Origin of the sequence: Cronobacter muytjensii ATCC 51329 (assembly GCF_001277195.1) — a bacterium.
Taxonomy (GTDB): Bacteria; Pseudomonadota; Gammaproteobacteria; order Enterobacterales; family Enterobacteriaceae; genus Cronobacter; species Cronobacter muytjensii.
In genome coordinates, this window is record NZ_CP012268.1 from 1,333,335 (window position 1) to 1,359,434 (window position 26,100).

Annotated in this window: 22 protein-coding genes; 18 read left to right on the forward strand and 4 right to left on the reverse strand. The window is 58.9% G+C overall.

Features of this window, described 5'->3' with window-relative positions:
- Window positions 1–5: 5 nt before the first annotated feature.
- The 8 genes from AFK63_RS06180 to cheZ all read left to right on the forward strand — a co-directional run bounded on the left by AFK63_RS06180 (window position 6) and on the right by cheZ (window position 9,096).
- Window positions 6–761, forward strand: coding sequence for a fimbrial biogenesis chaperone (locus tag AFK63_RS06180; protein ID WP_038862279.1), 756 nt, complete (start codon window positions 6–8; stop codon window positions 759–761).
- On the forward strand, window positions 740–3,130 hold the full coding sequence (locus AFK63_RS06185; RefSeq protein ID WP_038862280.1) for a fimbria/pilus outer membrane usher protein: 2,391 nt from the start codon (window positions 740–742) through the stop codon (window positions 3,128–3,130). The genes AFK63_RS06180 and AFK63_RS06185 overlap by 22 nt, the downstream gene beginning before the upstream one ends.
- Complete coding sequence (locus tag AFK63_RS06190) at window positions 3,127–4,080, forward strand: Csu type fimbrial protein (RefSeq protein ID WP_038862282.1); 954 nt, start codon at window positions 3,127–3,129, stop codon at window positions 4,078–4,080. The genes AFK63_RS06185 and AFK63_RS06190 overlap by 4 nt, the downstream gene beginning before the upstream one ends.
- Window positions 4,081–4,176: 96 nt before the next feature.
- Entirely contained in the window at window positions 4,177–5,844 is a 1,668-nt protein-coding gene (gene tar / locus AFK63_RS06195; protein ID WP_038862283.1) for a methyl-accepting chemotaxis protein II, read from the forward strand.
- A 280-nt stretch (window positions 5,845–6,124) separates the two neighbouring features.
- Entirely contained in the window at window positions 6,125–6,991 is an 867-nt protein-coding gene (gene cheR / locus AFK63_RS06205; RefSeq protein WP_038862286.1) for a protein-glutamate O-methyltransferase CheR, read from the forward strand.
- Window positions 6,988–8,037, forward strand: coding sequence for a protein-glutamate methylesterase/protein-glutamine glutaminase (locus AFK63_RS06210; protein ID WP_007699027.1), 1,050 nt, complete (start codon window positions 6,988–6,990; stop codon window positions 8,035–8,037). Before cheR ends, AFK63_RS06210 begins: the two co-directional genes overlap by 4 nt.
- Before the next feature lie 17 nt (window positions 8,038–8,054).
- Window positions 8,055–8,444, forward strand: coding sequence for a chemotaxis response regulator CheY (cheY, locus tag AFK63_RS06215; RefSeq protein ID WP_004388326.1), 390 nt, complete (start codon window positions 8,055–8,057; stop codon window positions 8,442–8,444).
- A gap of 10 nt (window positions 8,445–8,454) precedes the next feature.
- A complete protein-coding gene (gene cheZ / locus AFK63_RS06220; protein WP_038862288.1) occupies window positions 8,455–9,096 on the forward strand; it encodes a protein phosphatase CheZ in 642 nt (213 codons plus the stop codon).
- 30 nt (window positions 9,097–9,126) lie between these two features.
- Here the strand turns inward: cheZ and AFK63_RS06225 are convergent, their stop codons facing one another.
- Window positions 9,127–9,921, reverse strand: a complete 795-nt coding sequence (locus AFK63_RS06225) for a hypothetical protein (RefSeq protein ID WP_038862289.1) — start codon at window positions 9,919–9,921, stop codon at window positions 9,127–9,129.
- The gene (gene dgt, locus AFK63_RS06230) at window positions 9,884–11,452 is read right to left on the reverse strand and encodes a dGTP triphosphohydrolase (RefSeq protein ID WP_081642065.1); all 1,569 of its coding nucleotides are present in this window, start codon (window positions 11,450–11,452) and stop codon (window positions 9,884–9,886) included. Before dgt ends, AFK63_RS06225 begins: the two co-directional genes overlap by 38 nt.
- A 246-nt stretch (window positions 11,453–11,698) precedes the next feature.
- On the opposite strand from dgt, the gene flhB reads away from it, so the two are divergent.
- The 6 genes from flhB to AFK63_RS06260 all read left to right on the forward strand — a co-directional run bounded on the left by flhB (window position 11,699) and on the right by AFK63_RS06260 (window position 19,552).
- Window positions 11,699–12,847 (forward strand): flagellar biosynthesis protein FlhB, encoded by a 1,149-nt coding sequence (gene flhB, locus AFK63_RS06235; RefSeq protein WP_071603660.1) that lies wholly within the window; start codon window positions 11,699–11,701, stop codon window positions 12,845–12,847.
- Window positions 12,840–14,918, forward strand: a complete 2,079-nt coding sequence (flhA, locus tag AFK63_RS06240; RefSeq protein ID WP_038862291.1) for a flagellar biosynthesis protein FlhA — start codon at window positions 12,840–12,842, stop codon at window positions 14,916–14,918. The genes flhB and flhA overlap by 8 nt, the downstream gene beginning before the upstream one ends.
- A complete protein-coding gene (flhE, locus tag AFK63_RS06245) occupies window positions 14,918–15,316 on the forward strand; it encodes a flagellar protein FlhE (RefSeq protein ID WP_038862292.1) in 399 nt (132 codons plus the stop codon). The genes flhA and flhE overlap by 1 nt, the downstream gene beginning before the upstream one ends.
- A 281-nt stretch (window positions 15,317–15,597) precedes the next feature.
- Complete coding sequence (locus AFK63_RS06250; RefSeq protein WP_038862294.1) at window positions 15,598–17,184, forward strand: MFS transporter; 1,587 nt, start codon at window positions 15,598–15,600, stop codon at window positions 17,182–17,184.
- Window positions 17,184–18,323: a beta-galactosidase BglB gene (gene bglB, locus AFK63_RS06255; protein ID WP_038862298.1), complete on the forward strand. Its 1,140-nt coding sequence runs from the start codon at window positions 17,184–17,186 to the stop codon at window positions 18,321–18,323. The genes AFK63_RS06250 and bglB overlap by 1 nt, the downstream gene beginning before the upstream one ends.
- A 602-nt stretch (window positions 18,324–18,925) precedes the next feature.
- Window positions 18,926–19,552, forward strand: a complete 627-nt coding sequence (locus tag AFK63_RS06260) for a helix-turn-helix domain-containing protein (RefSeq protein ID WP_038862299.1) — start codon at window positions 18,926–18,928, stop codon at window positions 19,550–19,552.
- Window positions 19,553–19,609: 57 nt separating this feature from the next.
- Here AFK63_RS06260 and argS read toward each other — a convergent pair whose 3' ends face one another.
- Window positions 19,610–21,343: an arginine--tRNA ligase gene (gene argS / locus AFK63_RS06265; RefSeq protein WP_038862300.1), complete on the reverse strand. Its 1,734-nt coding sequence runs from the start codon at window positions 21,341–21,343 to the stop codon at window positions 19,610–19,612.
- A gap of 185 nt (window positions 21,344–21,528) precedes the next feature.
- On the opposite strand from argS, the gene AFK63_RS06270 reads away from it, so the two are divergent.
- From AFK63_RS06270 to AFK63_RS06280, 3 genes are all read left to right on the forward strand, one after another.
- Window positions 21,529–22,092: a VOC family protein gene (locus tag AFK63_RS06270; protein WP_038862301.1), complete on the forward strand. Its 564-nt coding sequence runs from the start codon at window positions 21,529–21,531 to the stop codon at window positions 22,090–22,092.
- A gap of 145 nt (window positions 22,093–22,237) precedes the next feature.
- Complete coding sequence (locus AFK63_RS06275) at window positions 22,238–22,780, forward strand: SRPBCC family protein (protein WP_038862303.1); 543 nt, start codon at window positions 22,238–22,240, stop codon at window positions 22,778–22,780.
- 3 nt (window positions 22,781–22,783) lie between these two features.
- Window positions 22,784–23,950 carry a zinc-dependent alcohol dehydrogenase gene (locus AFK63_RS06280; protein WP_038862304.1) on the forward strand — a complete coding sequence of 389 codons (1,167 nt, stop codon included), beginning with the start codon at window positions 22,784–22,786 and terminating at the stop codon, window positions 23,948–23,950.
- Here AFK63_RS06280 and AFK63_RS06285 read toward each other — a convergent pair.
- Complete coding sequence (locus AFK63_RS06285) at window positions 23,940–25,091, reverse strand: MalY/PatB family protein (RefSeq protein ID WP_038862305.1); 1,152 nt, start codon at window positions 25,089–25,091, stop codon at window positions 23,940–23,942. The two genes, AFK63_RS06280 and AFK63_RS06285, sit on opposite strands and share 11 nt — an antisense overlap.
- 85 nt (window positions 25,092–25,176) lie before the next feature.
- Here AFK63_RS06285 and cutC point away from each other — a divergent pair, with 85 nt between their 5' ends.
- Window positions 25,177–25,917, forward strand: a complete 741-nt coding sequence (gene cutC / locus AFK63_RS06290) for a copper homeostasis protein CutC (protein WP_038862306.1) — start codon at window positions 25,177–25,179, stop codon at window positions 25,915–25,917.
- Window positions 25,918–26,100 lie beyond the last annotated feature (183 nt).

The following is a 26,100-nucleotide window of genomic DNA, read 5'->3' on the forward strand; positions in this document are numbered from 1 at the left end:
ACACGATGCATCTCGCAACGTCTCTCAGGCGGTCCGGACTGGCCGCCGCGTTTTGGCTGATGACAGGCAGCGCCTGGGCGGCCGGCAATATGCTTATCTGGCCCATCGATCCTTACCTCGCGGCGGACGACAACGCAGCGGAATTGTGGATACAGAATCAGGGTGCCACGCCAATGACGATGCAGGTGCGCATCGTGCGCTGGCGTCAGGAAGGCGGCAACGAGCGTTACCAGCAACAGCAGGATGTGGTGGCAAGCCCGCCTATCGTGCGCATCGACGGCAATAAGAAACAGCTCATCCGCCTGATCCGTCAGGCCGCAATCCCGGCGGGCGTCGAGCAGGCGTATCGCATCGTGGTGGATGAAATTCCTCAGCCCACCGAGCCTGGCAAACCGCAGCTGGGGCTGAAACTGCAAATGCGCTATTCGATTCCGCTCTTCGCCTACGGGCAGGGTGTCGCCACCCAGCGCGCGGGCGCGCATCACGCGTTTTTGCAGCCAGAGAATCTGTCGTGGCGGGTGGTCAGGGATAATGGCCAGCCGGCCATTGAAATCACCAACCGCGATCAGATCCACGCCCGCATCAGCAAAGTGACGATACAGCAGGGCGGCCAGCGGCGCACGCTGGCGGAAGGATTGCTGGGCTATGTGCTGCCCGGCCAGACGCGCGTATTCCCGCTGCCCGCAGGCATGCCGCAGCCGACCCAGCTTAGCGCCTCCGTTAATGCCCGTGAGGCGAAATGGCAAGCCGCCGCCCGGTAAGCGGTCGGGGGGTGCTAATCAGCCTGCTTTGCGTCGTCTCTCCCGCCGTTAGCGCTCTGGAGGGCGACGACGCGCTGCCGCCGCCCCCGGACGCGCAGGCCATCGACCGCCAGGCGGTGTTCCATCTTTCGCTGGTGGTCAACTATTACGATACCGGGCTGGTCGTGCCGGTGACGCGGCGTGACGGCGCGATGTGGGTCTCATCGGCGGATCTGCAACGCGCCGGGCTGCCGGGCGATAAAATTCCGCCGGGCGATGTGAATGTCGCGTCGCTCCCGCAGGTCAAAAGCCGCTATGACAGCGTCGGACAGCGGCTGTTGCTGACGGTGCCCACCGACTGGGTGCCGTCGCATACCGTGGCGCTGGGCGAGCAGGAGCGCCGGGTGCGTCCGCGCGCCAGCAACGGCGCGGTGCTGAATTACGATTTTTACACCAGCGACACCAATAACGGCCTGCGCCAGGCCTCGCTGTGGCACGAGATGCGCCTGTTCGGCAACGCCGGTTCGCTCTCGTCCACCGGGGCATTGCGCGAAGTGTTTCGCGGCTATCCGGGTCAGGATGAAGGCTATATGCGCTACGACACCACGTTTAACCGCACTAACGACGATAACGCCTGGAGCTGGTCGCTGGGCGATGTGATAAGCGACAGCCTGAGCTGGAGCAACAGCGTGCGCATGGGGGGTATCACCGTGGGCCGCGACTTCTCGCTGCGTCCCGATCTCATTACGTATCCGCTGCCTGCTTTTTCCGGCGAGGCGGCGGTGCCTTCAACTGTCGATGTGTTCATCAACGGCTACCGCTCCGGCTCCACCGAGCTTGCGCCAGGCCCGTTCACGCTCACCAATCTGCCTTATATCAACGGCTCCGGCGACGCCGTGCTGGTCACCACCGACGCCCTGGGCCGCCAGGTCTCCACCACGCTGCCGTTTTATGTGGCAAGCGAGCTGCTGAAACCTGGCTTAAGCGACGGCTCGTTCAGCGCGGGCGCGCTGCGTCGCAACTACGGCGTGAAAAATTTCGATTACGGTCCGGCGGCGGCGAGCGGCTCCTGGCGCTACGGCGTGACCGATTTCTGGACGCTGGAAACCCACGGCGAGGCGGCGGAAAAACTGACGCTCGGCGGCGTCGGGTCGCTGGTTAAACTCGGGCGTTTTGGCGTGATAAACGGCGCGGGCAGCTGGAGCAACATGCGCGACAACAGCGGGCAGCAGTGGAACTGGGGCTATCAGTACAATACGGCGGGCTTTAGCCTTTCGACGCAGCAAACTCGCCGCACGCGCGGTTTCGGCAACCTGGCGCTCTACGATCAACCCGTACGCTACGATCAGTATCAGCAGCCTATCGTCACCTTAAGCCGCGAAACCACGCAATATGCGCTGACGCTCAATATGGGCGCGGCGGGCAGCGTCGGCGCGGCGTGGCTGGACGTGCAGTCGTTCAACCGCGACCATACCCGGCTGCTGAACCTCTCCTGGAACAAAACGCTATGGAACAGCAGCCTCTACCTCGCCGCCAGCCACGACTATGAAGACCGTGACTGGACCTTCGCGCTCTCGCTGCAAATTCCGCTTGGCGAGCAGAGCTCGGTCGCGCTCAGCGCCGAAACCACGCCGGAGAGCGGCACCACGCAGCGCGTCAACTACAGCCGCGCCATGCCGAGCGACGGCGGCTTTAGCTGGAACCTGGCCTGGGCGAACCAGTCGCGCGACGACAACTATCAGCAGGCGACGCTCGGCTGGCACAATAATCATGTCGAGATGCAGGGCGGGATCTACGGGCAGACCAAAAACTTCACCCGCTGGGGCGAGGCAACCGGCTCGCTGGTGACGCTGGACGGTTCGCTGTTCGCCGCGAATCAGATCAACGACGCCTTCGCCGTGGTCAGCACGCAGGGGCAGCCGGGCGTGACGGTAAACTTTGAAAACCAGCCGATAGGCGAGACCGACGAAGATGGCTATCTGCTGGTGAGCGGGGTGACGTCGTACTACCCGGCGACCTACAGCATCGACGCGCTTAACCTCCCGGCAGATACCCGCATTCGCGAGACCGAACGGCGCCTCGCGCTGCGGCGCAACAGCGGCTATCTGGTGACATTCCCGATGGAGCAGGAGCGGGTGGCGAGCGTCATCCTGCATGATGAAAACGGCGAGCCGCTGCCGGTCGCAAGCCAGGTACAGCGCGCCGACCGGGCTACCGCTGTGGTGGGCTACGACGGCATCGCGTGGCTCGAAGATATTGGCGAGGTTAATCTGCTGCGCGTCGTTAAACCGGACGGCAAAACGTGCAGCGTGACCCTGACGGTCGGGGGCGCCCGCACGCATCGCCTGGAAACCTATGGTCCGCTTATTTGTCGCGAGGTTGCGCCATGACTCGTCTGCTGCTGGTCGTTGTTCTGTTGCTCTCAAGCCTGCCGGCGCTGGCGGCCTGTCGCGTCAGCGGCACGAACGCCGCTTATGGCAACCAGACATCCTTTGTTATCAACAGCACCGTGCAGACCACCACGGCGACGCTGACGGTAGACTGCGACTCGGTGCTCAACATTCTGAACAATGACTTTGTCAACCTGACGCTCACCGGCGCCACGACCACCTCCGGCACCCGCGCCACGCTTGGGCGCAGCGGTGACGCGACTGACCGCATCCCTTTGCAGGTCTGCGCCCAGAGCGGCTGTCCGTCCGGCAGCGAGCTTACGGTAAACGGCAGCTACCGCTGGAGCGGCCAGTCGCTGCTGAACCTTCTCACCAGCAAGCGCTACACTTTCCCTGTCTACATCCGCACGCTACAGGGGCAAAACGTCGCGGCGGGGGCCTACCAGGTGACGCTCAGCTTCAGCGTCAACTACAGCATTTGCGCGGTGGGCGTCGCGGTCTGCCTGACGCCGCAGAACGGCACGTCAACCTTTACCAGTCTGGTGACGCTCATCGTCACCAATGATTGCAGCACGATCAGCGCGCCGAACCTGAATTTTGCCAGCGCGCCGCTGGTTAAAGATTTCGCGCCCGTCTCGCAAACCATCGCCATTACCTGCACCAAAGGCAGCACGTACACCGTCGGCATCAACAATGGCAACAACGCCGTGGGCAGCGTGCGCAATATGGCGAGCGGCGCGAACCGGCTCAGCTATGAGATTTATAAAGGCAGCACCGCCAACCGCTGGGGCGTCAGCGGGGCCGAACGCTGGTCAAGCGACAGCGCCTCGCAGGTCAGCACCGACGGTCTGCTGCGATCCTACCAATACACGGCGCGAATTCTTGCCACGCAAAATACGCCGCCCGCCGGGAGTTATACCGATACGCTGGTAGTGGACGTCGCCTTCTGATGCCCCCGCCGACTAAGGCAAATTTCCTTAACACAACGATAAAGTTCCCCCAGGCCATGCCGATAACCCCTTCAGGAACCAGAAGGAAGGTGTCGCATGTTGAATCGTATCCGCGTTGTCTCACTGCTGATGATGGTGCTGGTGGTGTTCGCACTGCTGCAACTCATTTCCGGTGGGCTGTTTTTCTCGTCACTGAATGACAACCAGCAAAGTTTCGCCGCGTCGCACCAGTTGCGTCTGCAACAGGCGCAGCTTAACCAGTCGTGGAATTTGCTGCTGCAAACCCGCATCAACTTAAGCCGCTCCGCGGCGCGCATGATGATGGATGCAAACAACCAGCAGAGCAGCGCGAAAACCGATCTGCTCAACACGGCGAAAAAAGTGCTGGGCGAGGCGGATACGCGCTTTAACGCCTTCAAAGGCGTTACGGTGGACGTGCCGGAAATTAACGCGGCCGTCGGCGACGTTGAGAAGAGCTATCGCGATTACTACCAGGCGCTGAGCGAACTGGTGCAGTACCTGGAAACCGGCAACATGGATGCCTACTTCGCGCAGGCCACGCAAGGCAAACAGAACGCGCTGGAAAAAGCGGTGACGCGCTACGACGACGTTAACGTGCGTCTGGTGCAGCAGGCGTGGGATGACAGCCGCAGCGATTTCCGCCTGGCCCAGTGGCAGACCGCCATTCTGGCTGTGCTTCTGGTACTGGTTATCGCGCTGGTGTGGTACGGCATTCGCCATATCCTGCTGACGCCGCTTGCGGGGGTTATCCACCATATCCGCGAGATAGCGGGCGGCAACCTGACCGAAAACATTACGGTCTCAGGCCGTAACGAGATGACCGAGCTGTCCGCAAGCGTCCAGCATATGCAGCAGGCGCTGATCCAGACGGTCAGCAGCGTGCGCGAAGGCACTGACGCGATTTACAGCGGCACCAGCGAAATCGCCGCGGGCAATACCGATCTCTCGTCGCGCACCGAAGAGCAGGCGTCGGCGCTGGAGCAGACCGCCGCCAGCATGGAAGAGCTGACCGCGACCGTGAAGCAGAACGCGGAGAACGCCCGTCAGGCGTCGCAACTGGCGCTGAGCGCGTCGGAAACCGCCCAGCGCGGCGGCAAAGTGGTGGATGGCGTGGTGAACACGATGCACGACATCGCCGCCAGTTCGAAAAAGATTTCAGACATTACCAGCGTTATCGACGGCATCGCCTTCCAGACTAACATTCTGGCGCTGAACGCCGCGGTGGAAGCCGCACGGGCAGGGGAGCAGGGCCGCGGCTTCGCGGTCGTGGCAGGCGAAGTGCGCAACCTCGCAAGCCGCAGCGCCCAGGCAGCCAAAGAGATTAAAGCGCTGATTGAAGATTCTGTCTCCCGCGTCGACTCCGGCTCCGTGCTGGTGGAAAGCGCCGGTGAAACGATGCAGGAGATTGTCGGGGCTGTCACCCGCGTGACCGACATCATGGGCGAAATCGCCTCCGCCTCCGACGAGCAGAGCCGCGGCATTGATCAGGTGGCGCTGGCGGTCTCCGAGATGGATCGCGTAACGCAGCAGAACGCCTCGCTGGTGCAGCAGTCCGCTGCGGCCGCCAGCGCGCTGGAAGATCAGGCCAGCCGCCTGTCGCAGGCAGTCGCCGCTTTCCGCCTCGCGCATGCCCGCGCCAGTGCGCGACCGGCGCCAGTCGCCCCGCGCGCGACGCCGACAGACGCGAGCTATACGGCGAGCAAACCTGCCGCCGCCGGGCAAGACAACTGGGAAACGTTCTGAACAAAGTCCGGCTTATGACCGGCTAAGGAAGCAAGGATGTTGCACAGAATGGTCATACCGACAGGGAGTGTGGTCGGGATGGCGCAGGTCGCCCGCACGTGGAACGTGCGATACAGCGCCTGCGCGACAATGAATAGGGTCAGCCGCCCGCAAGATGGCGCGGCGGATGAAAAAAGAGATTCAGTCTTAAACCTTGAACACGACTCACACGAGCGTAACAAGATGGCCGCACCACCCTGGGTGGTGCCAGGAACCCCCTGACTGTGAAGAAGAAGGCGCTATGACATCATCCATGCCTGCTGGGCAAACGTCATTATTAGTACAGATGACACAGCGCCTCGCGCTGTCCGACACGCATTTCCGTCGGATATGTCAATTGATTTACCAGCGCGCGGGAATTGTGCTGGCCGAACATAAGCGGGATATGGTCTACAACCGTCTGGTTCGTCGTCTGCGCACGCTTGGCCTGGATGATTTCGGACGCTATCTCAGCATGCTGGAAGCGAACGCCAACAGCGCCGAGTGGCAGGCGTTTATTAACTCGCTGACCACCAACCTGACGGCGTTTTTCCGCGAAGCGCACCACTTCCCGGTGCTGGCGGAACACGCCCGCAAGCGTACCGGCGATTATCGCGTCTGGAGCGCCGCGGCGTCGACCGGCGAGGAGCCTTACTCCATCGCCATTACGCTCGCGGATACGCTTGGCACCGCGCCGGGCCGCTGGAAAGTCTTTGGCACGGATATCGACACCGAAGTGCTGCAAAAGGCGCAAAGCGGCATCTACCGCCAGGAGGAGTTAAAAACCCTCTCACCGCAGCAGATGCAACGCTATTTCATGCGCGGAACAGGCCCTCATCAGGGGCTGGTGCGCGTGCGTAACGAACTGGCGAATCAGATTGAGTTCGCCTCGCTGAACCTGCTTGATAAGCAGTACAACGTACCGGGGCCATTTGACGCGATTTTCTGCCGCAACGTGATGATTTATTTCGATAAAGAAACACAGCAGGAGATCCTCAAACGCTTTGTTCCGCTGCTGAAGCCCGGCGGCCTGCTTTTCGCGGGCCACTCGGAAAACTTCAGTAACCTCAGCCGGGATTTCTCGCTGCGCGGTCAGACGGTGTACGCCCTGAGTAAGGAAAAAGAATGAGTAAAATCAGAGTGTTGTCAGTAGATGATTCGGCGCTGATGCGTCAGATCATGACCGAAATTATCAACAGCCACAGCGATATGGAGATGGTGGCGACAGCGCCGGACCCCCTGGTGGCCCGCGATCTGATTAAGCAGTTCAATCCGGACGTGTTAACGCTGGATGTCGAGATGCCGCGTATGGATGGCCTCGATTTCCTGGAAAAACTGATGCGCCTGCGTCCGATGCCGGTGGTGATGGTCTCGTCGCTCACGGGCAAAGGCTCGGAAGTGACCCTGCGCGCGCTGGAGCTCGGTGCCGTGGATTTCGTCACCAAGCCGCAGCTCGGTATTCGCGAAGGCATGCTGGCTTACAGCGAACTGATTGCCGATAAAGTCCGTACCGCCTCGCGCGCGCGCATCTCCGCCCGTCTGCCGGACGTGGTGCCGAAAACGCTGAAAGCGGGCCCGCTGCTGAGCTCGGAAAAACTGATCGCCATCGGCGCCTCCACAGGCGGCACCGAAGCGATTCGCCATGTGCTCCAGCCGCTGCCGCTCTCAAGCCCGGCGGTGCTGATTACTCAGCACATGCCGCCTGGCTTTACCCGTTCATTCGCCGAGCGTCTGAACAAGCTGTGCCAGATTAGCGTGAAAGAAGCCGAAGACGGCGAACGCGTGCTGCCGGGCCATGCCTATATCGCTCCGGGCGATAAGCATATGGAGCTCGCGCGCAGCGGCGCGAACTATCAGATTAAGATCCACGACGGACCGCCGGTGAACCGGCACCGTCCGGCCGTGGATGTGTTGTTTCACTCCGTAGCCAAACATGCGGGGCGCAACGCGGTGGGCGTGATCCTCACCGGGATGGGCAACGATGGCGCGGCGGGAATGCTGGCGATGCATCAGGCGGGCGCCTGGACCATCGCCCAAAACGAAGCAAGTTGTGTGGTGTTCGGCATGCCGCGTGAGGCCATCAACATGGGTGGCGTCAGCGAAGTCGTCGATCTAAGCCAGGTCAGCCAGCAGATGCTGGCGAAAATCAGTGCCGGACAGGCAATACGTATTTAACGAGGAGTACAGTTTTTATGGCGGATAAAGATCTCAAGTTTCTGGTAGTGGATGACTTCTCCACCATGCGCCGCATTGTACGTAACCTGCTCAAAGAGCTGGGTTTCAACAACGTAGAAGAAGCGGAAGATGGTGTGGATGCTCTCAACAAACTCCAGACCGGCGGTTTCGGTTTTGTAATTTCTGACTGGAACATGCCTAACATGGATGGCCTTGAACTGCTCAAAACCATCCGCGCCGACGGCGCTATGGCCTCTATGCCGGTGCTGATGGTGACAGCGGAAGCCAAGAAAGAGAACATCATCGCGGCAGCGCAGGCAGGCGCCAGCGGCTACGTGGTGAAACCGTTCACGGCGGCGACCCTGGAAGAGAAACTGAGCAAGATTTTCGAAAAACTCGGCATGTGAGGACAGGCAGATGACGGCATCGATAAAACCGACTGACGAGCATTCTACTGGCGACATTATTGTCCGTATCGGCAGTCTTACCCGCATGCTGCGTGACAGCCTGCGCGAGCTGGGGCTTGATCAGGCGATTGCGGAAGCGGCGGAAGCTATTCCGGACGCGCGCGACCGTCTTGACTATGTGGTGCAGATGACAGCGCAGGCCGCCGAACGCGCCCTGAACTGCGTCGAGGCCTCGCAGCCTCACCAGAACAAACTGGAAAGCGACGCGAAAGCGCTGAGCGGTCGCTGGGACGAGTGGTTTGAAAACCCGATCGAACTGAGCGACGCGCGTGAGCTTGTGACGGACACTCGCCAGTATCTGGCAGGCGTTCCGGAGCACACCAGCTTCACCAACGCCCAGCTTCTGGAAATCATGATGGCGCAGGATTTCCAGGATCTGACCGGTCAGGTTATCAAGCGCATGATGGATGTTATCCAGGAAATTGAGCGCCAGCTTCTGATGGTGCTGCTGGAGAACATGCCGGAGCCGAACGCGCGCGCCAAGCGCCCGAACGACAGCCTGCTCAACGGCCCGCAGCTGGACGCCACCGCCGCAGGCGTTGTGGCAAGCCAGGATCAGGTCGACGACCTGCTCGACAGCCTGGGGTTCTGAGTCAAAACCGCCGCCTGATGGGCGGCGGTTTTATTTTACCTGCAGGGCGAGCGTCAGCTGTTGTTGCGGCATCTGGAAATCGAGCGTGAGATCGGCCTGCGCCTCAAAAGACGTTAGCCGCTGACGCAGCTTTTCGAGCCGCAGTCCGTTAAGGGCGAGGCGTGCGTAATGGGCGTGTTCATAGCGCAGCAGCGTGTCATCGTGGTAATGCGCCAGCTGTTCTTGCAGATAAGCACCCAGACGCGGGCCGATTTTACCTACCTGCTTGCCATAAATGGTGCGCAAAATCTTCACCAGTGCGCCGGTTTCATTAGGGGTATGGCCCAGTACCAGCTCGAGGCGCCGCTGTTGCAACTCATCCAGATAGTTATCGGGACTGCTCAGCGTGCGATTATGTAATCCGTACAGCACAGCATCCCATGACATTAACGTGGTTTTAAGCAAGCTCTGCTCGCTCTCAAGCGGGATGAGGTTCTCACGAAACGCCCAGGTATCCGCAAGGCACCAGATATCAAAATCGATATTCTGATAGCGAAAGCGCACGCCGCCATATTTATTCAGGCAGTAATCATCAATCGCCAGACGTTGTAACTCTGCGAGCAGGGCATCACGGGTTGTGTTGATAACAACATCAATGTCAGAGGTGAAGCCTTTTGTCCCATAGAGCCCAATATCCCGGATCATGCCGCCAAAAATCCAGGCGTGCGAATGCGCCGCGAGACGCATCATCATCTCTCTCGCGGCAATGCGCTCGTCGCAGGATTTAAAATAGGCTTCAATGCGACGCTTAAGCAGGTCGCGCCTGTAAGCGATATTGGTATTCATAGAGCGATTTTAGCTCATCGTGAAGGTCCATCAAATAACTATCCGTCATGCCAGAGACAGCATCCGCCAGCAGCTGTGCTTCTTTATAAAGCACCGGCAGGGTGTTGTTCGGGTCTTCAAAGACGCGGCGATAGTTTTCCGAGATCCGTCCATAAGCAAAACGGCCAAAAGGCGTATCGGAGTCATAAGACGCACGGCCGGAAAACGTGACGTCTGTTCGTTGAAGTCTCTTTTCGCGGTCTTGCTCCGCGCGGGTTTTATGGCCGTGAATACCGACCCACAGCATATCCATAACGCCCTGAATATGGTTTGAGCCGCGCAGTTCCAGTTCCAGCACGCTGCGATGACGATAGCCACGAGTACGATCGAATTCTTTTAGCGCTTTACAGAGTTGCGCCCCGCTGCTCTGGCCAATGAGATCAGTCCACAAGCAATCGTAGCGCATTAACGTCTCTATATGCTGGGCGAAGGCTTGCACGACGCTGTTGATAAGCGCGCTGGTGGCGTTTACCCGAAACATTTGCATATTCAGGTCATTAAGCTCAGCTGGGGAGAGCTCTTTGAGCTTATGGCGATAGCTTTCGTTCTTCTCTTGCGTACTCTTAATAACCTCGGCGATCAGGGGGTCTGCGTTATCGTTCGCGTTCCCGCTATGCGATTCCCAGCAGCGCAGAAAATTCATCAGATCGTGATAGGACGCCAGGCCTTTTTTAACGGTGTCTTCAGCATCCAGGACGGAATAGGCGATGTCATCGCAGGCTTCCATCAGCCAGGTAAACGGATGACGAACGCCTTCGCGTAAGCCTGTTTCCTGCCAGACCTCTTCTACAACTTCCCGCTCAGACCAGAAAAACCCGTGCTTCTTCCAGTGGCGCGCGGTATTCGTACAGGACGAACGCGGATATTTAATTAAGGCGGCGAGAGTGGCGTAAGTCAGGTTCAGCCCGAATTCGTCATTGATGATTTGCAGCTTTGTCAACAGGCGAAACGTCTGCGAGTTGCCATCGAATTCGAGAAAGTCGTTGAAAATTGCAGGGTTGGGAAGTTCTGTCTTTGTGGCTTTTTCGATTAACGGCGTCAGGTTACGCGCAAACCAGGTGCGCATGGACGCTTCGCCCTGGTGTCCAAACGGCGGATTGCCTAAGTCGTGTGCGAGCCCAATCGCCGCGAGCAGGGCGGGGACGTCACGCTCGACGCACAGGCTTTCGGGCAATGCGCCAAAGATAGCGGGCTTCATCTCAAAGGCGAGGCGTACGCCGATGCCGCGGGCAAAGTTTGCGACTTCATGAGAGTGCGTCAGTCGGGTACGCACGCTGTCGTTGCGGTCGAGCGGAAACACCTGTGTTTTATCGGCGAGGCGACGCGTGGGCGCGGCAAACAGAATGCGGTCGTAATCGCGCTCCAGCTCCTGACGACCCGTACTGATGGGAGGTGTGATGTCGGTAACGGATGGCGCTTTTTGTGCGGGCGTCTCTTTATATTTATCCTTGCGGCGCGCGCTGTTGAGCAGCCTTTCCCATTGCATATCCATAAAAACCTCTTTTCCTGTGTGTGTTCGGTTACGCTACCAGAGCAGGGCAAGTGAGGCTAAGCCTTTCAGGGATATATCTTTATTCCACGAGGCGGCACGCAAAAGCGCTGCAACGTTTAGGTTCACGACAGCCAATGAATTCCACTTAACGGCAGAAACCCCATCATTTCTTAGCGCTAATTCGGCTATTAGCGCGGGCGCCCTTTGGCATGATAGGCACAGGCAAAATGTAGTGAGAATCGAATCGTGTCAGACGATAGCGACGACAAAACAGAAGCCCCCACACCCCACCGACTAGAAAAAGCGCGTGAGGAAGGGCAGATCCCCCGATCGCGAGAGTTGACCTCTATGCTGATGCTGCTGGTCGGCGTCGCGGTGCTGTGGGTCGGCGGTTCGCTGTTAGCGCGCCAGCTCGCGGCGATGCTTGCGCACGGTCTGCATTTCGATCACAGCATTATTAACGATCCCAAACTGGTGGTCGGCCAGATTAGCTTTCTGATTAAGCAGTCGCTGATGGCGCTGGTGCCGCTGATTATGGGCGTGGTGATTGTGGCGCTGTTCGCCCCGATGCTGCTCGGCGGCCTGCTGTTTAACACCAAAGCCGTGGCGTTTAAGTTCGATAAGCTAAACCCGCTGCCCGGCATTAAGCGTATTTTTTCATCGCAGTCGCTGGCGGAATTGCTGAAAGCCGTGATGAAGTCGGCGCTTGTGGGCGTCGTGACCGGTGTCTTCCTCTGGTACAACTGGCCAGACATGATGCGCCTTATCAGCCAGTCGCCCATCGCGGCCATGCGCGACTCCATGAATTTTGTGGCGCTGTGCTGCGTGCTGATTGTCATGGGCCTGGTGCCGATGGTTGGCTTCGACGTGTTCTGGCAGATAGTCAGCCACACCAAAAAATTACGCATGTCGCGCCAGGATATCCGCGACGAGTTCAAAAACCAGGAAGGCGACCCGCACGTGAAAGGTCGCATTCGTCAGCAGCAGCGTGAAGCGGCGCGCCGGCGCATGATGGCGGACGTGCCGAAAGCCGACGTTATCGTCAATAACCCGACCCACTATTCCGTGGCGTTGCAGTATGACGAGAACAAGATGAATGCCCCGAAAGTCGTGGCCAAAGGCGCAGGGCTTGTGGCGCTGCGAATTCGTGAAATTGGCAATGAGCATCGCATTCCGATGCTGGAAGCGCCGCCGCTGGCGCGCGCGTTATACCGGCATGCAGAGATTGGCCAGCAGATCCCAGGGCAGCTCTATGCCGCCGTGGCGGAAGTGCTGGCATGGGTATGGCAACTGAAGCGCTGGCGTCTCGCTGGCGGTTTGATTCCGAAGAAACCTGAAAACCTTCCGGTGCCTGAGGCGCTGGATTTTATGAACGAGAAGGACACTGATGGCTAATCTGGTGGCAATGCTGCGCCTGCCTGGCAATTTGAAATCGACCCAATGGCAGATCCTCGCCGGGCCGGTTATCATCCTGCTGATCCTGTCGATGATGGTTCTGCCGCTGCCGGCATTCATCCTGGATCTGCTGTTCACCTTTAACATCGCGCTTTCCATTATGGTGTTGCTGGTGGCGATGTTCACCCAGCGCACGCTGGAATTCGCGGCGTTCCCGACCATTCTGCTGTTTACCACGCTGCTGCGTCTGGCGCTGAATATCGCGTCCACGCGTATCATTCTGCTGGAAGGGCACACCGGCGCCGGGGCGGCAGGGAAAGTGGTGGAAGCGTTCGGCCACTTCCTGGTGGGCGGGAACTTCGCCATCGGTATCGTGGTGTTTATCATTCTCGTCATTATCAACTTCATGGTTATCACCAAGGGTGCCGGGCGTATCGCGGAAGTCGGCGCGCGCTTTGTGCTTGACGGGATGCCGGGCAAGCAGATGGCTATCGACGCCGACCTGAACGCCGGGCTTATCGGCGAAGAAGAGGCGAAAAAGCGTCGTACCGAAGTGACCCAGGAAGCCGATTTCTACGGCTCAATGGACGGTGCGAGTAAGTTCGTGCGCGGTGACGCCGTCGCCGGCCTGCTTATCATGGCGATTAACATTATCGGCGGCCTGCTGGTGGGCGTCGTGCAGCATGGCATGCCGGTTGGCCACGCGGCGGAAAGCTATACGCTGCTGACCATCGGCGACGGTCTGGTCGCCCAGATCCCGGCGCTGGTGATTTCCACCGCGGCGGGCGTTATCGTGACCCGCGTCGCGACCGATCAGGACGTCGGCGAGCAGATGGTCGGCCAGTTGTTCAACAACCCGCGCGTGATGGTGCTGAGCGCCGCCGTACTCGGTCTGCTCGGCATGGTGCCGGGGATGCCTAACTTTGTGTTCCTGCTGTTTACCGCCGCGCTGCTGGGCCTCGCCTGGTGGATGCGCGGTCGCGAACAGCAGGCGCCTGCCGCCCCAGCGCCGGTGGTGCAACAGGATAACCCGCAGGCCGTGGAAGCGACCTGGAGCGACGTTCAGCTTGAAGATTCGCTGGGGATGGAAGTGGGCTATCGCCTGATCCCGATGGTGGATATGCAGCAGGACGGCGAACTGCTGGGCCGCATCCGCAGTATCCGTAAGAAATTCGCGCAGGATCTCGGTTTCCTGCCGCCGGTGGTGCATATCCGCGACAATATGGATCTGCCGCCGGCCCGCTACCGCATTCTGATGAAAGGCGTGGAAATCGGCAGCGGCGAGGCCTATCCGGGCCGCTGGCTGGCGATTAACCCCGGCACTGCCGCAGGCTCTCTGCCGGGCGAGCCGACGGTCGATCCGGCATTTGGCCTGGCCGCTATCTGGATTGAGAGCGCCCTGAAAGAACAGGCGCAGATCCAGGGCTTTACGGTGGTCGAGGCGAGTACTGTGGTCGCCACCCATCTCAACCACCTGATCGCGCAATACTCCGCCGAGTTGTTTGGCCGTCAGGAGGCGCAACAGCTGCTTGAGCGCGTCAGCAAAGAGCTGCCGAAACTGACTGAAGATCTGGTGCCGGGCGTGGTGACGCTCACCACGCTGCATAAAGTGCTGCAAAACCTGCTCGCCGAGAAGGTGCCAATCCGCGATATGCGCACCATTCTGGAAACGCTGGCGGAACACGCGCCTGTCCAGAACGACCCGCACGAGCTCACCTCCGTGGTGCGTGTGGCGCTGGGCCGCGCCATTACACAGCAGTGGTTCCCCGGCAATGACGAAGTGCAGGTCATTGGGCTCGATACCGCGCTGGAGCGTCTGCTGCTGCAGGCCCTGCAGGGTGGCGGCGGTCTGGAGCCGGGCCTGGCTGACCGACTGCTGGAGCAGGCGCAAGAGGCGCTGTCGCGTCAGGAGATGCTGGGCGCGCCGCCGGTGCTGCTGGTTAACCACGCGCTGCGTCCGTTACTGGCGCGCTTCCTGCGCCGCAATCTGCCGCAGCTGGTGGTGCTCTCGAACCTTGAGCTCTCTGACAATCGCAATATCCGTATGACCTCAAGCATCGGAGGTAAATGATGCGTGCGTTCTGGCTGACAACGCTGTTGATGACCTCTTCGCTGGCGAATGCCGCCGGCGAGGGGGCCTGGCAGGCCAGCGCGATGGGCCCGGTGTTAAGCCAGCGCGGGATGGCGGCCTCGTCGCCCGTACTGGCGCCGGACTCGCCTGCGACGGGCGTGATGACGGTGGTGGCGTGGCGCTATGAACTGATTGGCCCGACGCCCGCTGGGCTTGTGGCGAGGCTCTGCTCGCAAACCCGCTGCGTGCAGGTGGACGATCAGGCCGGCACCACCCGCGGGTTCATGAACGTTTCCGCCAGCGAGCCGCTGCGCTTTATCTTTGAAGTGCCCGGCGGCGGCAGGCTGTATCCGGCGCTGCAAGTACGCAGCAGTCAGGTTATCGTGAATTACCGCTAATCCTTCCCGCATCACGCGCCGCGCGCGTTAACGCATCCTGCCGCCGCGTTTTTTTGGCGGCTGGGTCGCAATTCTGAACTCTCGCTTTGAACCCTTCGAAACGCTGTTTTATAAATCAGTGAAGCTGGTGGCAGCGCTCTTTGTATTTTTGCCAGATTTCCGTTTCAGGTGGCAGAAAAGGAAAGGTTTCCCGTCCGCCATACTTTTACTTTAGCCGTGATAGCTCCCAAATGCCCGGCGCGACTAGCGGGGCCCCGATAAAAACACACAGGGTGACGGCGATGAAAACGCGTAAACCAGGACTGGCAAATTACCTTGCCTATGGGTCAGGAGACTTCCTCGGCGCAGGAACAACCGCCCTGACGGCCGCATGGCTTCTGTACTTCTACACCACATTTTGCGGATTAACGCCCATCGAGGCGACCTTCATTTTCGCGGCGGCCCGCGTACTCGACGCCGTGGTCAGCCCGCTAATGGGCTTTCTGACCGATAACTTCGGCACGACCTGGTTTGGTCGGCGGTTCGGTCGCCGTAAATTCTTTATTCTGCTCGGGATCCCCTGCGTGTTCAGCTACTCGCTGATGTGGGTAGGGGATATGGGATTCTGGTATTACCTGTTGACGTATCTGCTGTTTGACGTGGTCTACACCATGATCCTGGTGCCTTACGAAACGCTGGTACCGGAAATGACCGACGATTTCAAACAGAAAACCAAATTCTCCGGGGCGCGTATCTCGATGGCGCAGATGTCCGCTATTCTGGCGTCATTCCTGCCGGGCGTGCTGCTGACGCACTTTGGCAAAGATAACGCGGTGTCGTTTTTCTACGCGAGCCTGGTGTTCTCGTTCCTGTGCGCGTTTATGCTGACGCTGGTGTGGATCTTCACCTGGGAACGCCCGCGCGAGGAGTGGTCGGAAGCTGCGCTGCGCGCCGAAGAGGAGAAAAAGCACCTGACGCTCGGCCAGAGCCTGCGCCGCCTGTTTGTCGAACTCTCCTCCACGCTGCGCATTAAGATTTTCCGCCAGCATCTCGGCATGTACCTCGGCGGCTATATCGCCCAGGACGTGTTTAACGCCGTCTTTACCTACTACGTAGTGTTTGTGCTGATGCAGGAGGCGTCGGTCGCCTCTAACCTGCTCGGCACGATGGCGATTTTCCAGTTTATCGCCGTGATAGCGATGATCCCGCTGTGCATTCGCTTCGGGCCTGCGCCGTCCTACCGCATGGTGGTCGTGCTGTTTGGTCTGAGCTCGCTCTCTTATGCGCTGCTCTATTACGCCGGCATGAGCGATATCTACGCGCTGCTGCTGCTGATTTCCGCAGTGGCCGGGCTTGGGCGCGGCGGCATCAACTATGTGCCGTGGAACACCTACACCTACATTGCGGATGTCGATGAAGTCGTGACGGGGCAGCGCCGCGAAGGGATTTTCGCAGGCATTATGACGCTGACCCGTAAAGCGTCGCAGGCGGGCGCGGTGATGCTGGTGGGGATAGTGATGCAGATGTCCGGCTTTGTTTCCGGCCAGAGCACGCAGGCGCCGGCGGTGAGCCACACCATTCTGACCATTCTGAGCGTCGGCACCCTTATCGTGCTGGCCTGCGGCTTCCTGATTTCGCTGCGCTTTAAGCTCAACCTGAAAACCCACAGCATCCTGCGCGAAGAGACGGTCAGAATGCGCGCCAGCGGCCGCGTAATGCCGGAGAGCATTAGCCCGGTTAACCGCGCAACCGTCGAGATGCTGGCGGGCATGCCGTATGAAAACCTGTGGGGCAACAACAATATCGGTTACCTGAATCGCAATAAGCCGGCCGCGCCGGCGCTGAAAGAGACCACGCCTGAATTTGATACTACACAGAGGTTAAGTTAATGATTGTCTGGCCTGTAAAACATAGCCCGCTGCTGCGTCAGCCCGAGCGTTTCATTGCCCGCGACGAACTGAAGGCGATGATCCATAAAATTACCGACAACCTGATTAACATAAAGGATGAGACCGGCCAGTTCCTGCTGCGCCTGGATGATGGACGTGTGATTGACACCAAAGGCTGGGCGGGCTGGGAGTGGACGCATGGGGTGGGGCTTTACGGCATTTATCACTATTACCGCCAGACCGGCGACGCGCGGATGCGTGCCGTCATTGATGACTGGTTCACCGGGCGTTTCGCCGAAGGCGCCACCACTAAAAATGTTAATACCATGGCGCCATTCCTTACGCTGGCGTACCGCTACGAGGAGACGGGCGACACCCGGCTGCTGCCGTGGCTGGAAAGCTGGGCGGAGTGGGCGATGTATGACATGCCGCGCACTGATTATGGCGGCATGCAGCACATCACCCTCGCGGAAGAAAATCATCAGCAGATGTGGGACGACACATTGATGATGACCGTGCTGCCGCTCGCGAAAATCGGCAAGCTGCTGAACAAACCGGATTATATCGACGAGGCCGTGTATCAGTTCCTGCTGCATGTGCAGAATCTGATGGATCGCGAGACCGGTCTGTGGTTCCACGGCTGGAATTACGAAGGCCACCATAATTTCGCGAAAGCCCGCTGGGCGCGCGGCAACAGCTGGCTGACTATCGTTATTCCGGATTTTCTGGAGCTGATGGACTGGCCGGAAAACCACCCGGTGCGTCGCTACCTGATCCAGGTGCTGGAGAGCCAGGCCGCGGCGCTCGCAAGGTGCCAGGATGATAGCGGTTTGTGGCATACGTTACTGGACGATCCGAATTCCTATCTGGAAGCCTCTGCCACGGCGGGTTTCGCGTATGGCCTGCTGAAAGCGGTACGCAAGCGCTATATCGGCAAGGAATACGCCGCGATCGCGGAGAAAGCCATTAAAGGCGTGGTGGCGAATGTCTCGCCGCAGGGGGAACTGTTGCAGGTGTCGTTTGGCACAGGCATGGGGAGCGATCTTGAGTTCTATCGCCAGATCCCGTTAACGTCCATGCCCTATGGCCAGGCAATGGCGATCCTCTGCCTGACAGAATATTTGCGCACGTTCCTGTGACAGGCCTGCCGCCGCGTACCGGTTACGCGGCGGCCATTTGATTCTCCTCATGCAGTGTTTACCGTTTCCTTTAACGCTGCGTCTCACATCCGGTTTACCTCATTACCAGTAAGACATTTAAATCATCAGTATTAGCTTATTTAGACACAAGCCTGGTTATTATGGCTTTGATGATGTTTATAATGTACTTATTCGGCCATTATTGTATTTTCAATATTAAATTTTTCCAAAAAAGTAATTAATTGTCGCTTGTTTCTTTGTTGTCAGTCCTTAAAATGCCAGCCGCACTGCCATTATTGTCGATTCAATTTAGCAAAGGCAATAATTCGGTAATTCCCGCAATTTCGCTGCTATGACGCCTGTGATTCTTTGCATCGCGCTAAGAATATTCTTTCTGGATGCTGTTCCTGGGTACATTTCGCTCGAGGCTTTTTTGTCGTGTTAATGTCTGTCATGGCATAGGCTGAATAAAAAGGCATCGTTTATCGTCTGGCTACGCGATTGCATAACTCACAACGCATTCGCATATCGCGCTGACTTACAGGAAGTCGCCGCCAGGCTGCGCCGGTGTGCGAAGCCGTTAATCCTGATGGATCATTGAAATGAACCACTATCCTTTACCGCCACGGCCGGACGCTCAGATAAACACGCTGATTAATGCCCTACAGAGTTACGGCTCAATTAAAGAGTATCCTCGCGGTTCATGCCTGACGCAGAGTGAAGAGTATATCCATATTCTGGTGTCCGGCAGCCTTGTATTAACACGAGATTGGGATAATCTTATTTTTTTTGAAGTTCACCGTCCGAATATTATCGGTGTTTCGCCCGAGTTACATAGCGCCCAGCTTGAGCGTTTTCGGTTAATAATAAAAGAAGATAGTCTGGTAAAAAAAATTAAACGGACGGAATTTTTCAACATCATTGAAGAGAAGATGCTATGGAAAGAACTCAGTCTGGTTATCTCTTTTTATTATCACATGCTGCTGTGGAAGAATTATCATTTTTATGCTGTCGATTCCTATATGTTAGTACGGAAATCGTTAATTACGCTTAGCGAAATGCCACTGGAAACGCGAATGAATATTAACGCCAGCCAGTATATTACCAGTACCACGAATTTATCGAAAAGCTATGTAATGAAAGTCATTCAGGAGCTGCGGATAGGCGGATATGTCGAAATTCAGCGTGGCCGACTGATTACTATCGGCAAGTTGCCGCAAAAATATTAAGCGGATGCCAGTAAAAAAGGCCCGTCAATGACGGGCCTTTTGGTGCTCGAAAAGCGGTTACATACGTTCGACGGTTTCGATCCCGAGCGTATCCAGCCCCAGCTTCAGCGTTCTTGCGGTCAGCAACGCCAGCTTCAGACGGCTCTGGCGCAGCGCGTCGGTTTCGGCGGTCAGGATAGGGCAGTGCTCGTAGAAGCCGGAGAACAGACCCGCCAGATCGTAAAGATAGGCGCACATCACATGCGGCGTGCCGTCGCGAGCGACTACGCCCAGCGTTTCTTCAAATTGCAACAGGCGCGCGGCGAGCTGCGCTTCGCGGTCGTCCTGAATCACGACCGGCGCGGTCAGTTCGCTTTCTGCCACGCCCGCTTTGCGGAACACCGACAGCACGCGGGTATAAGCGTACTGCATATACGGCGCGGTGTTGCCTTCAAAGGCCAGCATATTGTCCCAGTCGAAAATGTAATCGGTGGTGCGGCTCTTGGAGAGATCGGCGTATTTCACCGCGCCGATGCCGACGGCATTCGCCAGTTTCTCCAGTTCGTCGGCTGGCATATCCGGGTTCTTCTCGGCCACCAGGCGACGGGCGCGATCCAGCGCTTCGTCCAGCAGTTCGGAGAGCTTAATGGTGCCGCCCGCGCGGGTTTTAAACGGTTTGCCGTCTTTGCCGAGCATCATGCCGAACATGTGGTGTTCCAGCGGTACCGACTCCGGCACGTAACCCGCTTTACGCACGATGGTCCACGCCTGCATCAGATGCTGGTGCTGACGGGAGTCGATGTAGTAAAGCACGCGGTCGGCATGCAGCGTTTCGTAGCGGTATTTCGCACAGGCGATATCGGTCGTGGTATAGAGGTAGCCGCCATCCTTTTTCTGGATGATGACGCCCATCGGCTCGCCTTCTTTATTTTTGTATTCGTCGAGGAACACGACGGTGGCGCCTTCGCTCTCTACCGCCAGGCCTTTGGCTTTAAGGTCGGCGACGATGCCGGGCAGCATCGGGTTATAGAGGCTTTCGCCCATCACGTCGTTGCGCGTCAGGGTCACGTTGAGACGCTGATAGGTGATCTGGTTCTGCGCCATGGTGATATCGACGAGCTTGCGCCACATCTCACGGCAGTACTCGTCGCCGCCCTGTAATTTCACCACGTAGCTGCGCGCGCGCGCGGCGAACGCTTCATCTTCGTCGTAATGCTTTTTCGCTTCGCGGTAGAACCCTTCGAGATCGGACAGCGCCATCTCGCCCGCGTTTTCCTGCTGCTGTTTCTCAAGCCAGGCGATGAGCATGCCGAACTGGGTGCCCCAGTCGCCGACGTGGTTCGCGCGAATAACGTTGTGGCCGAGGAATTCCAGGGTGCGTACGGACGCGTCGCCGATAATGGTGGAGCGAACGTGGCCCACGTGCATCTCTTTGGCAACGTTCGGCGCGGAGTAGTCCACCACGATCGTTTGCGGCGCGGCTACTTTTTCAACGCCTGCGCGATCGCAGGCGACAGCCGCCTCAACGTGCTGCGCGAGAAACGCAGGGTCGAGGAAAATATTGATAAAGCCAGGGCCCGCGATTTCAGTTTTCACGGCGATCCCGGTGAGATCCAACTGCGCCAGAGCCTGCTCGGCGAATTGTCGCGGCGGCATGCCCAGTTTTTTAGCGATAGCCATCACGCCGTTAGCCTGATAGTCGCCGAACTGCGCTCTGGCCGACTGACGAACCTGCGGTTCGCAATCCGCAGGCGCACCTGCGGCAATCAGCGCCTGACTGACTTTTTCTGAGAGAAGAGCCTGAATATTCACCGGGATACCTTACGTTAATAACGCTGCCTGTCGAAGGCGGCAGCGTGCGGTCTTAAGAAAAAAGAGGGCAAAAGTATACTGTATTTAGATGGCGGCGTCAGCACCGGCGGGCAGGGCGGCGCGCGCTGGAGCCGTGGCGTCAAACAAGGTAGATTAGCGCCTTTGTCCCCGTATGAGAAAAGCCGATGACCCACTGGCACACCCCGGAAGAACTCCAGGATATTCGCGCGGATCTGCCGCGTTTTGAGGCGGCGCTACAGACGCTCGCCGCGCGCCTCGCGCTTGACATTAACGGCCTGCGCGCTGACCACATCTCTCTGCGCTGCCATCAGAACGCTACTGCCGAGCGCTGGCGTAAAGGGTTTGAGCAGTGTGGAACGTTACTGAGCGAAAACATCATTAATGGTCGCCCTATCTGTCTCTTCCGGCTGGATGAGCCGGTCTGCGTCGGCCCGTGGCGCTTTACGATTGTTGAGCTGCCGTGGCCTGGCGAGAAGCGCTATCCGCATGAAGGCTGGGAACACATTGAAATCGTGCTGCCCGGCGCGCCGGAAACGCTCAACCAGCGGGCGCTGGCACTGCTGGGCGACGAGGGCCTGATGGCCCCGGATATCGCGGTGAAAACCAGCTCGCCGGCGGGCGAACATGAGCGTCTGCCAAACCCGACGCTCGCCGTGACCGACCGCATCGTCACCATCAAATTCCACCCGTATTCCATCGAAGAGATAGTCGCAAGCGAACAGCGTTAATTGCGCGCCATCACGCACGGGGCCAGGCGGATAAACCGTCTGGCCCCGTTTTTTGTCTATAGTATTCAGGGGATCTATTCCCGCACGACCCTGTAAAAAGTAAGGAGAGACCCGACGCCTGTTTTCGACCCGATGGGAGAGACTCATGCAACACACCGTAAAACACACCGATTTGTGGATAAACCGCGATGAGCCGGGGCTGCGCCGCTCCATGCTTATCCATCGCTCCGCCGAGGAGCTGTTTGATTTATGGCGCGCCCCTGCAACCCTGCCGCGCATTATGGAACACGTCGCCCGTATCACCATCCTCAGCGATACCGCTTCCCACTGGGCGGTGCGGATGCCGCTTGGCAAAACCGTCGAGTGGGATGCGCACATCGTCGACGAAGAGCGCGGCCACTACATCAGCTGGGCATCGGAGAAAAAGGCCACGGTGCCGAACGCCGGCAGGCTGACCTTCCGCCATGTCTCTGAGGAGCGCGGCACCGAAGTGACGCTGGCGCTGCACTTCGATCCGCCGGGCGGGTTTTTAGGCGAATGGTTATCGAAGAAAATCGATCTGGTGCCCGAGGCGATGCTGAGCCAGGCGCTGCGCCGTTTTAAAAACCTCGCTGAGACAGGCGAAATCGCCACGAACAAACCGCAGCCGGCGGGGCGCCACGGCGGCATGGACAAGGTGGAGGAATAAACGATGCGAGCACTCTGCTGGAATGGCGTGAACGATCTGCGAGTCGAGACCGTAAGCGACCCTGTCCTCGTTAACCCGCACGATGTGATCCTGAAGGTGGGACTTACTACTACCTGCGGGTCCGATTTACACGTTATTGACGGCCTGATTCCGAGCATGGAAGAGGGCGATATTCTCGGCCACGAATTTATGGGCGAAGTGGTGGAAGCAGGGCCGGAGGTGAAACACATCCGCCGCGGCGACCGCGTCGTGGTGCCGTCGTTTATCTCCTGCGGCTCCTGCTGGTTCTGCAACCACGGCCTGACCTCCTGCTGCGATAACACCAACCCGAACGCGCATATGCAGGAGAAAATTCTCGGCTACCCCACCGCGGGCATTTACGCCTACAGCCACGCCTTCGGCGGCTACGCCGGATCGCACGCCGAGTATGTGCGCGTGCCGTTTGCCGATAACGACTGTTTTGTGGTACCGGAGAGCGTTTCTGACGAACAGGCGCTGTTTCTCTCGGATGCAGCGCCGACGGGCTACATGGGCGCGGATTTCTGCAATATTCACCCGGGCGATACGGTTGCCGTCTGGGGCTGCGGCGGCGTGGGGCTGATGGCGGCACAGAGCGCATACCTGATGGGCGCGGAAAAAGTGATTGCCATTGACCGCTTCCCGGAGCGCCTGGCGATGGCGCGCGATATGGTGGGCGCTATCCCGCTCGACTATACCAAAGTGGATATCTACGAGGCGTTACTGGAGATTACCGGCGGGCGCGGCCCTGACAGTTGCATCGACGCGGTTGGCATGGAGGCGCACGGCGAGGGGCTCGAATATGCCTATGATCGCACCAAACAGGCGCTCAAAATGCACACCGATATCGGCGCGGCGCTGCGCCAGGCGATCCGCGCCTGCCGTAAAGGCGGCACGCTCGCTATTCTCGGCGTCTACGGAATGATGGACAAATTCCCGCTCGGCGTGGCGATGAATAAAGGCTTAACCATTCGTACCGCCCAGCAGCATGGGCAAACCTATATGAAACGCCTGCTGGATCACGCCTCGCGGGGCGAGCTGCGTACCGATTTTCTCGCCACGCACCGCTTCTCGCTGGAAGACGCGCCGCGTGGTTATGAAATGTTTAAAAACAAAGTGGATGGCTGCGTGCGGGCGGTGTTTAAGCCCTGATGTCAGTGGCGTTGATCGCGCGCGTCAGGCGCGCGATCGCCTCCTCCAGCGTGGCGGCCGTGCAGCCAAAGTTAATCCGCACGTGCTGCGGGTCGCCGAAATCCGCGCCAGGTGAGAAGCCAAGCCCCTGGCGTTTAAAAAAGCGCGTCGGATTTTCCACGCCGAGCCCTGACGCGTCCACCCAGGCGAGATACGTCGCCTCCGGCAGCAGCATTTCCATCCCCGGCAGCGAGCTTATCGCGGCGTAAAGCCTGTCGCGGTTGCGACGCAGGTAGGTTAGCTGCGCTTCGAGCCACGGTTCGCCGCCGCGCCAGGCTGCTTCGGCGGCGGTCAGCGCCAGCACATCCACATTCGGCACGATCCCGGCGCGCGCGTCACAAAAACGCTGGCGCAGCGCGGCATCCGGGATCACCGCCACCGACGCGCCAAGCCCGGCGATATTAAACGTTTTCGACGGCGACATCAGCGTGATGGAGCGCCGCGCGGCGTCTTCGCTGAGCGAGGCAAACGGTATATGACACACGCCCGGCTCAAGGATCAGATCGCAGTGGATTTCATCGGAGCAGACGATCAGATCGCGCTCCTGCGCGAACGCGAGCTGCGCCTCCAGCTCATCGCGACGATAAGCCGTACCGCCGGGGTTTTGCGGGTTGCAGAGCATCAGCAGCTTTTCACGGCCGGTAAGTGACGCGCGCAGGCTGTCGGTATTCAGCGTCAGGCGCTGCCCACGCCGCTGTAGCGGCGCGTTAAGCTGCGCGCGTCCGGCGAGTGCGGCGGATTTGCGAAACGGCGGGTAAATCGGCGTCGGCGCGATGGTCGTCTCGTCAGGGGCGGTAAACGCGCGCACCGACAGGTTCAGCCCGGCGACAATGCCTGGCAAAAACACCAGCCACTGCGGATCGACATGCCAGGCATAGCGGCGCTCGCACCAGTCGACAAACGCCTGCGCAAGCCCCTGCGGGTGCGCGCCATAGCCGAACACGCCATGTTGCACGCGCGCCATCAGCGCGTCGGTAATACAGGCGGGCGAACGGAAATCGGTGTCGGCCACCCACATCGGCAATACCGAGTCGTCATGGGCGTTCCACTTAATGCTGTCGCTGTGACGGCGGTTGATCTCTTCGTCGAAATTGAATGCCATGATAGGTTGTCCTGCTGCGAGAGAGCTTCCAGACTAAGTCGTTTGGCGGAAGCTGACCACTACTTTAATTTACAGGGAGTTACCCATGCCGTTACTGGAAATCTGCTGTTACAGCCTGGCGTGCGCGAAGACCGCGCAGGAGGCGGGCGCAGACCGCATTGAACTCTGCTCGGCCGTAAATGAAGGCGGTTTAACGCCGTCCGCAGGCGTGCTCAAAGGCGCGCGGGCGCAGATAACCCTTCCCGTTCATCCTATCGTGCGCCCGCGCGGCGGCGATTTTTGCTACCGCGCCGATGAGTTCGCCGCCATGCTCGACGATATCGCGTTTATCCGTGAACTCGGCTTTGCGGGGCTGGTGACCGGCGTGCTGAATGAAGACGGCGAGGTGGATATCGTGCGGATGCGCAAAATTATGCGCGCCGCCGACGGCATGGCCGTCACCTTTCACCGCGCCTTCGATATGTGCGCCAGCCCCTTGAAAGCGCTGGAAGAATTAACCGATCTCGGCGTGGCGCGCATTCTTACTTCCGGGCAGCAGGCGAGCGCGGAAAAAGGAATTTCATTAATTACGGAACTAAAGCGCAAGTCCCGTGCTCCAATCATTATGGCCGGTGCAGGGGTACGGCTCAGTAACCTCGACCTGTTTCTGGCGCAGGGGATCGACGAGCTTCACAGCTCAGCGGGCCTCCACGTGGCTTCACCCATGCGCTATCGCAATACCGGCGTCTCGATGTCATCGGACGCCAGCGCCGACGAATACTCCCGTTACCAGGTGGATGGCAACGCGGTAGCCGCCATGAAGGCGGCGATGTTGTCAGCGCGCTGATTTTTGTCCTCAGTTTTTACCGCGCATCATGTCGCCCAATATGATGCTTGCTCGTACCAGGCCCCGGTCTTTTGCCGGGGCTTTTTTTATGCCTGACGCCAGGGGACTACCAAATCTGGTCGCCGTCTTGTCTTTCGGGGCGGGCTCAAGGAAGATGCCACGCAGTGTCAGTTTCTGTCGCAG